The sequence below is a fragment of the Nitrosomonas communis genome, assembly GCF_900114745.1.
GTDB classification, from domain to species: domain Bacteria; phylum Pseudomonadota; class Gammaproteobacteria; order Burkholderiales; family Nitrosomonadaceae; genus Nitrosomonas; species Nitrosomonas communis_A.
Map to the genome: position 1 here is coordinate 1 of NZ_FOUB01000093.1, position 11,532 is coordinate 11,532.

17 protein-coding genes are annotated in these 11,532 nt (G+C 41.6%); 12 read left to right on the forward strand and 5 right to left on the reverse strand.

The genetic code is table 11. The features are described from left to right. Positions 1–433, forward strand: a 433-nt coding sequence (locus tag BM122_RS18975; RefSeq protein ID WP_305728202.1) for a transposase, incomplete at its 5' end; no start/stop codon positions are given. Between the two features lie 200 nt (positions 434–633). Here BM122_RS18975 and BM122_RS18980 read toward each other — a convergent pair. Continuing rightward, on the reverse strand, positions 634–933 hold the full coding sequence (locus BM122_RS18980; RefSeq protein WP_074907081.1) for a hypothetical protein: 300 nt from the start codon (positions 931–933) through the stop codon (positions 634–636). Between the two features lie 465 nt (positions 934–1,398). Between BM122_RS18980 and BM122_RS24470 the strand changes: the two genes are divergently transcribed. The 5 genes from BM122_RS24470 to BM122_RS19005 all read left to right on the forward strand — a co-directional run bounded on the left by BM122_RS24470 (position 1,399) and on the right by BM122_RS19005 (position 3,803). Further along, on the forward strand, positions 1,399–1,611 hold the full coding sequence (locus BM122_RS24470) for a DUF2934 domain-containing protein (RefSeq protein WP_083398608.1): 213 nt from the start codon (positions 1,399–1,401) through the stop codon (positions 1,609–1,611). Then, positions 1,595–1,990 carry a hypothetical protein gene (locus BM122_RS18990; protein ID WP_074907082.1) on the forward strand — a complete coding sequence of 132 codons (396 nt, stop codon included), beginning with the start codon at positions 1,595–1,597 and terminating at the stop codon, positions 1,988–1,990. Before BM122_RS24470 ends, BM122_RS18990 begins: the two co-directional genes overlap by 17 nt. Before the next feature lie 39 nt (positions 1,991–2,029). After that, positions 2,030–2,578, forward strand: coding sequence for an Hsp20/alpha crystallin family protein (locus tag BM122_RS18995; RefSeq protein ID WP_074907083.1), 549 nt, complete (start codon positions 2,030–2,032; stop codon positions 2,576–2,578). Positions 2,579–2,746: 168 nt separating this feature from the next. Further along, on the forward strand, positions 2,747–3,055 hold the full coding sequence (locus tag BM122_RS19000) for a hypothetical protein (RefSeq protein ID WP_074907084.1): 309 nt from the start codon (positions 2,747–2,749) through the stop codon (positions 3,053–3,055). A gap of 247 nt (positions 3,056–3,302) precedes the next feature. Beyond that, a complete protein-coding gene (locus BM122_RS19005; protein ID WP_074907085.1) occupies positions 3,303–3,803 on the forward strand; it encodes a hypothetical protein in 501 nt (166 codons plus the stop codon). A 74-nt stretch (positions 3,804–3,877) separates the two neighbouring features. Here the strand turns inward: BM122_RS19005 and BM122_RS24475 are convergent, their stop codons facing one another. Both BM122_RS24475 and BM122_RS19015 read right to left on the reverse strand, forming a co-directional pair. After that, positions 3,878–4,057, reverse strand: coding sequence for a hypothetical protein (locus BM122_RS24475; RefSeq protein WP_218152165.1), 180 nt, complete (start codon positions 4,055–4,057; stop codon positions 3,878–3,880). Positions 4,058–4,591: 534 nt separating this feature from the next. After that, a complete protein-coding gene (locus BM122_RS19015; protein WP_074907086.1) occupies positions 4,592–4,939 on the reverse strand; it encodes a hypothetical protein in 348 nt (115 codons plus the stop codon). A gap of 517 nt (positions 4,940–5,456) precedes the next feature. Here BM122_RS19015 and BM122_RS19020 point away from each other — a divergent pair. Beyond that, positions 5,457–5,816, forward strand: coding sequence for a hypothetical protein (locus tag BM122_RS19020; RefSeq protein WP_256212213.1), 360 nt, complete (start codon positions 5,457–5,459; stop codon positions 5,814–5,816). 463 nt (positions 5,817–6,279) lie between these two features. After that, positions 6,280–7,590 carry an MFS transporter gene (locus tag BM122_RS19025; RefSeq protein ID WP_256212214.1) on the forward strand — a complete coding sequence of 437 codons (1,311 nt, stop codon included), beginning with the start codon at positions 6,280–6,282 and terminating at the stop codon, positions 7,588–7,590. A 203-nt stretch (positions 7,591–7,793) separates the two neighbouring features. Here BM122_RS19025 and BM122_RS19030 read toward each other — a convergent pair whose 3' ends face one another. Then, the gene (locus tag BM122_RS19030; protein ID WP_074907088.1) at positions 7,794–8,174 is read right to left on the reverse strand and encodes an exosortase system-associated protein, TIGR04073 family; all 381 of its coding nucleotides are present in this window, start codon (positions 8,172–8,174) and stop codon (positions 7,794–7,796) included. Between the two features lie 406 nt (positions 8,175–8,580). On the opposite strand from BM122_RS19030, the gene BM122_RS25515 reads away from it, so the two are divergent. The 4 genes from BM122_RS25515 to BM122_RS25525 all read left to right on the forward strand — a co-directional run bounded on the left by BM122_RS25515 (position 8,581) and on the right by BM122_RS25525 (position 10,880). Beyond that, on the forward strand, positions 8,581–8,862 hold the full coding sequence (locus tag BM122_RS25515) for a hypothetical protein (RefSeq protein ID WP_256212215.1): 282 nt from the start codon (positions 8,581–8,583) through the stop codon (positions 8,860–8,862). Beyond that, the gene (locus BM122_RS19035; protein ID WP_143083545.1) at positions 8,807–9,961 is read left to right on the forward strand and encodes a hypothetical protein; all 1,155 of its coding nucleotides are present in this window, start codon (positions 8,807–8,809) and stop codon (positions 9,959–9,961) included. The genes BM122_RS25515 and BM122_RS19035 overlap by 56 nt, the downstream gene beginning before the upstream one ends. 284 nt (positions 9,962–10,245) lie before the next feature. Next, the gene (locus BM122_RS25520; protein WP_256212216.1) at positions 10,246–10,401 is read left to right on the forward strand and encodes a hypothetical protein; all 156 of its coding nucleotides are present in this window, start codon (positions 10,246–10,248) and stop codon (positions 10,399–10,401) included. A 254-nt stretch (positions 10,402–10,655) separates the two neighbouring features. Next, positions 10,656–10,880, forward strand: coding sequence for a cytochrome c peroxidase (locus tag BM122_RS25525; protein ID WP_371264953.1), 225 nt, complete (start codon positions 10,656–10,658; stop codon positions 10,878–10,880). Between the two features lies 1 nt (position 10,881). Here the strand turns inward: BM122_RS25525 and BM122_RS19050 are convergent. After that, on the reverse strand, positions 10,882–11,532 hold a 651-nt coding region (locus BM122_RS19050; RefSeq protein WP_074907092.1), incomplete at its 5' end, for an IS3 family transposase.

The following is an 11,532-nucleotide window of genomic DNA, read 5'->3' on the forward strand; positions in this document are numbered from 1 at the left end:
TATTGATGAAAGTGGGTTTGCACAGGATGCGCCGCGCACGCACGGTTATGCACCCGCTGGCCAGAGATGTCATGGCACGCATGACTGGCATGCGCAAGGTCGTATCAACGCGATTGGCGCCCTGATCGGAAAGCTATTGATAACCGTCAGCCTGTTTGCAGTCAATATCAGCGCCGATGTATTTCATGGATGGGCGATGCAGGACCTGTTGCCTAAATTGCCGTCACATGCGGTCGTTGTGATGGACAATGCTACCTTCCATAAGAGGCAGGATACGCAAGAGGCCATACAAAACGCTGGGCACACCCTTGAATACTTACCCGCTTATTCTCCTGATCTTAATCCCATCGAACATAAATGGGCACAGGCCAAAGCACTGCGTAAACAACAAAACCAGACCGTTGAGATGCTTTTTAAATCCTATACATTCTGAATCATTCTTAACTGGTTAGGCTATAGCTGTCTGCTCCATTGATAAGCCAAGTTCCAAAGGTAACATACAGCCTGTGCTTGTCTTAATTCTTTATTGTGCTTGTGCATTAACCAGTCAGTTCTTTGCTTGCACCAAAACTTCTTTACCACTTGCTACTCGTGCCAACACCATACTTCCTTTCATAAGCCGCTTCTAATATTTCACTTATGAAGTAGAAAAGGAATTAGGCTGTCCGCCGGAAATGATTCTCCTGCGGCTAGGAGTACAAGATAACCAGAAACCAAGTCAGTAGCGCTGATGTTTAGTACCATGCCATTCCGCAGCACACGGGCACTTTGTGCGAGCTGTTGGCCCAGGCTTTCAGGCGAGGCCTGAGTGCGGCGATGGAGAAAAGTGTCCATGCTGACCAACGGTACGACTGCAATCAGCAATGTGATTGCTTCAGTGTAGCTACCTAATCCTGCATAGATGAGGCCGGTAGCAATGAGAAACCAGATCAACGGATCTCTGCTAGTGTTCCTGGCCAATTCAACCCAGGGATTGGCCTCACTCTCGATGATATTATTCAGGCCATATTATTTCTGACGCTTAAGGTATTCTTGGCAAGTTAATCCTTGATTACTTTCGCAGACTCTTGAAACGGGAAAGGGGAAAGGGGAAAGGGGAAAGGGGAATATTTCGGCGCATCGGAAATAGCTTCTTTAACAGATATGAATCATTGTAACCCTCTTACTGTAGTTTCTGATTTATTTTTAGTTTATTTGCCGATTAGCAGTTTATACACTGAATGTAAAGGTAATCATAGAAATGAAATGCCTTTTAGTTTAATGATCTACGTGTTTACACGTATTTAATCATCTTCTGTTTTTCGATAAATTGATAAGTGTAGTCTTTATACCATGAGGAAAGATTATGCAGATCTTTTACTCAATTAATTAAATTATTGATTAAACAAGGAGGCGAAGGTGGAACCTACTAAACCACTTACCAAGAATACCAGGAAAAAAGTAACAGTTACAGGTAGCGCATCTAATAACGAGCCTATGCAGGAAGATCGCTACGCTCGTATCGCTATTGCAGCTTATTACAAAGCACAGGAGAGAGGATTCCAACCTGGACATGAACTGGATGATTGGCTGGCTGCAGAAGCGGAGGTAAACAATGAGTATTACCAGTAAAGTACTGCTGAGAAATAATTTCAGTGCCAAGGCAGATACTAACGAAAGCGAGTATGTAGTTTTGATACTTTCTGAAGATGGCATAATTCGTGATTGCAACAAGGCAGGCGCGGATTTATTGGGTGGGTGGCCCAAGAATTTGCCAAAACTACATATTTCCAGAATATTGCCAAAGCTGGCAGAGATCGATTTGCTAAAAGGAGAGCGGGCTAATCCCTATTTACGCTTTCTTTCACGCATAGGACACCATTTTGAAGTGGTGAGTATGAGTGGTGTACATTTTGCAGGAAAACTTTTTTTCAGCGATGTGGAAGATTGCGGTTCACACCGGATGATTATCATGATCTATCCCGTCTATCAAGAAAATACCTTGCATTGAAAAAACAGAGTTTTCTTAATCAAGAAAAGGAGAATTTTCATGAAAGAAGAAAATAAACAGAATATTCCTGTCACTACGAGCAAAGAAGCACCGAGCAAAGAAGGAGCAAAGAGTGAAGTATCGTCTATTCGTCCAGCCACTGATATAGAACGTTCTTTTACTGAGATGGAGCGTGCTTTTGATCACTTCTTCAGACGCGGCTGGCCTTCATTATGGCGATGGGGAGGTGTCCCGGCATGGGATAATCTGCTGGAATTAGAAGCTTCACGTTCACCGAAGCTGGATGTAATCGATCGAGATAATGAAATTTTGGTTCGTGCTGAAATCCCTGGTATAGAAAAGGAAGACCTGAATATTTCTCTCACCGGCAATTTGCTCACGATTAAAGGTCAATGTGCTAGCGATGTAAAAGAAGAGAAAGGTGATTATCATAGACGCGAAATTTCCAATTTTTCATTCTCTCGTTCAGTTGCATTGCCAGGAGAAGTGGATACTGCCAAAACGGCTGCATCTTTGAAAAGTGGCATTCTAGAAATTACTTTGCCAAAAGCTGAATCTTCAAAGCGACGTAGTATTACTGTGCAGTAATGACTGAGATATACATGAAACTTACATTCACGTATATCGAATGTAAGTTTTAACCCATTATCTGCCTCATTATGCTTAATAGTACTGTAATGAACAAAAAATTATCATCCTTTGAAAGGTTGTGTGATTGGAGTCCTATTTTCAACTAACCCATTCAAGGAGTTGATTATGAAACAAGAAATATTAATCCCTTCTACTGTGATAAGTATACTCTCGTTGAGTATTGGATTATTTATATTATCGCTTGATCGCATGCAATCTGTAGAAAATATTCGAGCACAAAGTCAGAAACAGATTATTGAAAATCAACTTATGACGCAGCAAGAATGGCAAACTTCTCGGGATTATGGACAGTCAGCAGAAGCTGCAAAAAAACAAGAACAACTTCGGAAGGAGCATCACCTGCGCATGAAAGAGCATGCAATGAAACATTATCTTCCCAACGATCGCTTCATGAAAGGGGGAGTATGGATGTAATAGTCATATTAAATCATGAGGATTCTGGTGAGTATAAGTATAGTTTAGATATCAGCAAGTGCCTTGGCTATTAATCTTATATAAGAGTTGATAGCGTAGACTATAATAATAGTAAGCTAATTCTCTTCCGTTTGATGGAATTAAAAATTGAGAAGTATAGCTTGCTGAAAGAGTGATACTTTGTATGATGAATAGTGTATGGATTAACCTTGTTATAGTATTTTGCTATCACTAAAAGGAAAACATTATGATCCGTAATCCTATTGATGTTGCTAACCGCGTTAGTCCTGGCTTGTCTGCGCTGATTGAAAGCCGGCTCAATGAGGCAGACACTGACCAACCTATAACACTTGCTAGCGTTCGTGCTCTTCTCGTAGGTTTGTTGCCTCCAGCATTTACTGAAACAGAGAATCTGCATCATTTTGATGTTAATGAATCATTACTTGATGAGCTAGATGCATTGATTGAGGAGTTTGGTGAGACAGCCTTAGCCATTGACTTTGTGCAAGATATTGCCAGCGAACCGCTCTCACGAGTGATCGAAGCTGTGATGTATGATGAGAATCGGCGGACTCCACCAACGCTTGGTGTTGTAAAAGAAGCTATTTTCTCGGGTTTGATAGCTAGTTTAGTCGGTGATGGCGTGTTGGATGAAGATGAAGACGACGCGCTGCTTGCAGAGATTGATACGCTGATTGCTCGATATGGTGAGGAAGCACTCGCAGAGAATTTTTTACGGTATGAGTAACAAGCGTTCTGAAATAACTGCTCCATGTTTTTATTACTAAGTTGTGCCCTCACTCCCTCTATTTATAATGCGAATTAAGAGCTAACTCGTAAAAAATTCCAGAAAAATAGAGCTGCAGCCAGCTTTCCGAATACATGCACCATAAGTCCCTTATAAGAACGAACTTTGCTGGCACATTCAATGCCTGTTTTTTCTTCAATCCAGGCAAATAAGGCTTCAATTGGTTGCCGAATGCGATACACCGCTGTAGACAACCATTGATCCTGTGGTTTGAGAATAGGGTTGCCCTTTTTGTTTTTTTAACGGGTGTCAAGACGGTCAGATTCTGAGCTTGCCTGACCTCTTCGGCGTTGAGCCGTTGATAAGCTTTATCACCATACAGCTCATTGTTGTGCAATTGTGGCCGAATCTGATCAAATATCTTCGCGTCATGATCACTCGCGCCAGTCACACCAATATAGCAAAACCAGCTAAAAACGATTCAAAGAGTATGCTCATTGTCTCACCCAGCACAAATGGGCATACGCCAAAGTACTGCGTAAACAACAAAACCAAACCGTTGAGATGCTCTTCAAATTCTATATATTCTGAATCATTCTTAACTGGTTACGCTATATACTCAGGGACCGGCAATGAGCTTGGTTGGCGGCATCCTATGATATGAACCCGCACACCATGATAGTACACAACTTCTTGGTTGAGCAGTAGCCTGAATCCGCCAACTCTTTCGCTACACATGCCTTAAACCGATGGCCTTGCTTGGGCCTTTACCACCGGAAATGAATCGATCAGCCAAGCTTGCTCTGGGTTCCTGGGTTCCTAGGTTCCTGTTCCTGCTGAATCAGCGCCAATAAGGGCGCAAACACATCAGCCACCTGATTCAGGCGCTGAACATAAGCTACATAACTCGGGAGTCGCACAAACCAAACACGTAAATGATGATCCACATACTCATACATACCTTTGATCTCTCTATGCTTGTCCGCTACAGCGAACAGGTAGATAGTGATGACTTCTTCGTCGCTAAAGCTTAAATCCGCATCATTGCTCATTCTTTGGCTATGAACCCAAAGATTTTGCTGATAATGCTTGCAAACATAGAGATAAATCGTTATTAATCGGTCTTGCCAGTTCATTCGTTACCTTGATTGATTGAGGTTGGGTGATATCTTCCTCAATAGTTTAACGTTATTGATGAACTGGCTTCTATTTCAGCTCTTAATTCGCATTATAGAATAGGGATATATCTAAAGGATTACTAAAAGAAATTTTACATTCCAACTACTTGCAACGATATCTAAGCTAATGTACAAGCCGTTGAAAAACAATCTATGCTGTCGCTGTGATTTTAAAAATAAGCTCAAAATACTTATTTATCAGATATAAACTCCGCTTTTTTCCTGTTTTTGTCTATCATTAACTGCCTCGAATATATTTTAAACAGCGCGTTAATAAGATTAATTTTTCTTTCTAGACAAAATTTTTTTATTAAGAAAATGAACCTTAGTGAAAATTTCAAATCGGATTATTAATTGGTGATGGTTTATTTTTTCTGATTTTCTGAAAATGTATCTCGACAAAATTCATTCCCTACAAACAGGCGTTAGTCTTGAAATTTCAACAATAGCTTTGCGTGCTCTAATTAGAGATGCCATGGCCGGTCAACGAACTACTGAACTTACTAAGATTTGTGGCCCGATGGATCTTTACGATTATCTCTCCGTTGTTGTTTATAAAGGTGCTGAAGGTTTGATCTGCAGGCGTCATGCTTGGGTTGATGAAATCAAGAATGACTTGCTTGCAGGACGGCCGGTTTCTTTTAGGGGTTTCGACAAACTATTCTGGCGTACTCTCGATGAAGAAGATCCTGATGGCGATGAATGGTATCGATTGACTTCTGGAGAAGAGTTCCTGTCTCAATTACTCTCTTTACTCGGTATCCTACGTTCGGCTAATCGAAGGTTGCTACATAAAATTGACGTTTTACCTGATCTAAAGATCGGATGGGCCTAAGAGCCTCTCTTATTTGAGCTAATCAGTTGCTGCGGGGAATATGGCGTACATTTCTCAATTCTCCGTTGCAATGTCCAGTTATGCATCTCAATATTGTGAGAATCTACTCAACATCTTCTGGCTTCAATTCGCGCCTATTGTCGTGAATATCGGCCTGCGCAGATACGTAAATTTGACCACTAACTGGCTTGCCATCAAGCTGGAATTAGTGAAATGTCCGATATAAAGAAAGCAATAGTAATGGAGGTAATGAGAAGAAAGCTTCTATAGCTATTGGTATTTCTGCATTTTAAAATCTATTCGGATTCATGGCGATACCGAACTTCGCGATAGAAAATTGTGATAACGTATGGCTGAGGCTGCCGTTTTATAAATAATTTTCACTCTGGTAATGAGCGTTGCCAAATCTCTTGTAAAAAAATCCATATGCTCGCAATCAGAAAATAATGATATTGGCTGTTATATGAATCCGAAGAAAGAACTACAATATTTCACTGAGGGTGTAAGTCGGCGCGAAGTTTGGTCCTGGGCAATGTTCGATTTTGCTAATTCAGGCTATACCACTGTCGTTATTACTGCTATTTTTAATGCCTACTTTGTAGCAGTCGTGGCTAATAATCAGGATTGGGGTACATTTGCATGGACAGCATCATTAGCAGTCTCTTATATTCTTATTATTCTAACTGCACCAGCGCTAGGTGCCTATGCAGATATTTACGCCATGAAGAAGCGCTTACTATTGCTGACAACTATCGGCTGTGTCTTATTTACTGCATTACTTTATTTTGCCGGACCGGGTGATCTGTGGTTAGCAATTCTTTTCATTATTCTCACCAACTTTTTCTTTGGAAGTGGTGAAAATTTGATAGCTGCTTTTTTGCCCGAGTTAGCACGAAGCGATGCGCTAGGGAAAGTATCTGGCTGGGGATGGAGTCTTGGTTATATTGGTGGTTTATTTACCCTAGGTTGCTCCCTTGCTTATGTGACATGGGCGCAAGGGGAAGGGCAAGAAGCCGATCAGTTCGTGCCAGTAACGATGCTCATAACTGCACTTATTTTCGCTATTGCTTGTATTCCTACTTTTCTTTATCTGAAAGAACGAGCACTGCCGCAGTTGCATCAAGCCAGTGATCACATCATCAAGGAAGCTTTTGCACGATTGGGCAATACGCTCAAGCATGTACACCATTACCAAGATCTGGTGCGCTTTCTTGTCTGCCTTATTTTTTATCAAGCGGGCATTCAAGCAGTGATTGCATTGGCAGCAATCTATGCCCAGCAAGTGATGGGATTTAACACTACAGACACGATATTATTAGTCCTGTTAGTGAATATTACTGCTGCAATGGGTGCATTTTTCTTTGGTAACTTGCAGGATAAATTGGGGCATGTTCCTACTATCGCACTCACGCTCATCGGTTGGATCATTATGATTTTACTGGCATGGATGGCTGAAAGCTCTGCCATGTTCTGGTTAGCTGCCAATATTGCTGGTTTGTGCTTAGGCGCATCTCAATCTGCCGCGCGGGCATTGGTTGGGTTATTCAGTCCTTCTTCTCGACGGGCCGAATTCTTTGGTCTATGGGGGTTGGCGGTCAAGCTGTCATCCATCCTGGGTCCGATCACTTATGGGCTGGTTAGCTGGATGTCACGCGGCGATCATCGTCTTGCTATGCTGATTACGGGTAGTTATTTTCTTATTGGTTTCGTGATTTTAATGCGAGTGGATGTGCAAAGGGGGCAAGAAGCGGCCTTATATGATCCTGAAAAATAAAAAGCATAAGGAGGTGATAGGTTTCTTTAGAAATCCTCAAATTCTCAACAATCGATCAGGATTATGTAGGCTTAATAAATGCTTTCATGAAAGAAAGACATTTCCAGTTTTTCCATCTTTTTTCACATTTAACAGATCGTGAAAAATAGCCATAATCGTTTCCTTATTTCAACGACCTGTTAAATTTTTAATCAGCTTGATGCTTATCCATAAGTTGTTTCTTTATTAAAATCTTGCCAGATATAGGGTGGAGAAACAACTGGGGTGGTAGGGATGAAGAAAGTGGCAGCGTCCAATGCACCAAGTACTGTACGGCCAACTGTGTGGATAAGACCGGTGAGCAACCCGACTGTTAAACCATAAGGCGCGCCATCGCGTTGACTAGTTAGGATGATCGTTTTGGGAAGCTCCACCCAACCGGTCGCTGCATTAACAATACCATTCATGAGCTTTTCACCTGCCATGGTTGGATAATTCTTCTCCATTCTTTCACCATACATAGTATAGCTCTGTGCCATTGCTGTTTGAGATACTAAAAAGAATAATACAGTGAGTGATAAAAGTAGTTTTACGAGTTTTTTCATTGCTTCTCCTACGATGTGTAGTATTGAAAAGTTGGTAAAGCTTATACTAATTCAAATTCCTATCAAGAATATGAGTATATTGAAAATATGCGATCAATCTAGCGTATTTTCATTACATTGAAAACCCTAATATAAGTTAATGCTGCTACTAAATCATCGATCTTGTTGATCTAGACGGCTTGTGCTGGTTATCACTTTTGGAAATATATTAAGAACCCAATTCGAATGGCGTCGATCCTGCTTTATATTGGATCAATAAATCAGAGTTAACTTTACTTTAGCTTGATAAAAAATGAATATAGTCTAATTTCATAGGAATATTGGCACCACAATACATTGCTGATTGCGTTGTTTCTGAGTTGCTTGCAAAATGCAAAATTTGAACGAGTAGCCGTACGCATTGCTCATGGAACAATTTATTCGCCGTTTGTCATTGTGTGTTTTATTTATTTTTATCTTTTCTGGTTGTTTGTCGCCTATTACGCTCAACCGCGCAGTGATGGCGTATGATGAAGCGACTGTTAATGCGGATGCCAAGCTGCTACTCGTTAACATTGCCCGGGCTCGACATCATTTGCCTCTTCATTTCACCCGAGTTTCAGCCATTGCGGCTACTTTCAATTTCAGTGCTAATGCGGGTGCTTCTCCAGCTTTCAGCCATTGCGGCTACTTTCAATTTCAGTGCTAATGCGGGTGCTTCTCCAGCACTAACAGGTGCTCAGGGTAACTTATTGGTACCGATATTTGGCGGCGGTGTTTCGGAAAACCCTACTTTCAGTATTGAGCCGATTGCAGGTGAAGAATTTACTCAACGACTCCTTGCTCCGTTCAGCCAACACAAGCTTACGTTGTTGCTTCGGCAGCATTTTGATGTGGATCTTATGCTGCGAATGATGGCGCAGGAAGTAACGCTACTAAATTTAGAACAGTTGGTCGCTCGTAGTCATGCTCAAAAGGATGTTGATGCAGAGGAACAGGATGGCCATCGTCGCTTTTTTCCTGTTATTCAGCTTACCAGGGAGCACGAGAACCACCTTCGCTTCCAGCAACAAAAGTATCCTCAGAAAATTACTTATTATAATAGCCCATCGGATCGAGAGGGCTACGAAATGTTTCGTCGTGTAGCGCTCCATTTCTCAGCTATTCAGGATCAGAAGCAGTTATATGCAGAGCCGCTGACATTGGAGCGAAGCTGGACAATTCCTGCGAGCGCTGTTTCAGCAGAAGGGTTTCAGTCTTTGCAAAAAGAATTTACTGTCCACTACGACCAGAAGGAGGGTACATATATACTTAGCAAGCAAATACTGGGGCCTGTTCTTATTACTAATTATGATCCAGATACGCTGCGTTTTGAGGAGGTTGAAGATTTGTATGATTCGACAAATCCATGGATAGATAATGATGTTATTTTTGATATCCGCCCAGGCTATGTCGGGGGAGAATGGCCCTTAAGAGGTTCTTTCCGGTTAAGAAGCTTTCATGCGATCCTCAATTTTCTTGGTCATTCGCTTGGGGAAGAACCAGAGTATGATGTGGAAAAAGACTCGCGCACGCCCCCTATTCTTAAAAATGAAAATCCTATTAATACCATGGAGGTTCTCGTGTCCAATAAGCCGATTCTTAATACTGAGCTATCGGCCCATTTGAATGGCCAACATTATGCAATAAATACCAATGGATCAGATGCGCACTGGAATCAGAATGCTTTCCAAATGCTTTATATTCTGTTTCGATTGACTGTTACGGAGGCAAAATCTCTTGCTTTGCCTATTACCATTGCCAAGTAATCATTTTGGCCAGTCATTTTAACGGGTTTATAAAAAATGTAAGAAATACCGGTTGGTATATGAAAAAATGACTGTAGCACAAAACTGAAGAAGTAATGGCTTGTTTTTTTATTGATTTTTCTTAGATCGCTAGAAATAAGCTGGTCACACTTATTCATAATGAAGGCCGGTCTTTTACTAACTCATATTCAATGGAGGCTGTATGAAATCGATCTTATTTCGGGCACTAATCTTAAGTACTCATGTTTATGCTTAAGATCGTTAGCACGATCATGGAAAAACGCATGATGGTAATCATTATAGTGGAATGCACGAAGGTGATCATCATCGTGGTATGCATGGGTGATGACCATGGTCACAAGCTGGATGCAACCACACTCAAGCAGTTCTTTGAACCATTGCCTGACGCAATTATCCATGAGAAAAAAATGCAACTTTAATCAAACTCGGCCGTATGCTTTATATGGATTCGAGGCTTTAGTTAATAACAAGATTACATGTAATTCCTGTCATTTGCTTAATTAAGTTTGGTGTAGATAATGAACCGACCTCGCCAGGTTATGCAGGTAAAGGGAGAAGTAGAAATTCTCCATCTACCCTTAATGCAGCGCTACAAATTACCCAATTAGGTGCTTGGTCCTATCTTGAATCCAATTGAAATGGGGATGCCAAGTGAAGCACCCGTTGTCAACAAATTGAAAGTAATCGAGGAATATATAGACTCTTCCCGCAAGCTTTTAAAGATGAGAAAGAACCATTTCAGTACAAAAATATTGGCAGGGTAATTGGTGCATTTGAGCATACGCTACAGACACCTTCTTGCTTCGATGATTTTCTCAATGGTGACGAAAATGCACTGAAAGAGGATGAGAAAAGATGTCTGAATCGGCCCGGTTTTTCCAAAGACTTTTTAGTTTGAGTCAAGCTGCATCAGCTGACTCATTTAATTGGCGATAATATGCCATTTCAAATTCAGCCGGTGGAATATTTCCAATCGGCTCCAATAATCGGCGATGGTCGAACCAATCAACCCATTCCAAAGTAACAAATTCCACTTCTTCAATATTGCGCCAGGGGCCGCGATGCCGAATGACTTCTGTCTTGTATAATCCGTTAATTGTTTCGGCCAGCGCATTTTCATAAGAATCGCCAACACTGCCAACAGAAGCGTCAATATTGGCTTCTGCTAAACGTTCTGTATAGCGAATTGACAGATATTGACTGCCATGATCGCTGTGATGGATTAACCCACTGGTTTCCCGCCGCGCCCACAATGCCTGTTCCAATGCATCGAACACCAGCTCTGTATGTAATGAGCGGCTGACCCGCCAGCCGACAATACATCGTGCAAAAACATCTGTAATAAAAGCCACATAAACAAACCCCGTCCATGTTGCTACAAAAGTGATGTCCGCCACCCACAGCTGATTGGGGCGCGTCGCTACAAATTGCCGGTTAACCTTGTCTGTTGGCCGATCAAGCAAGCCATCTGCAATCGTCGTCCAACATTTTTTACCGCGCCTGATGCCTTGTATTCCAAGCTTCTTCATCAGCCGTTCGACGGTACAACG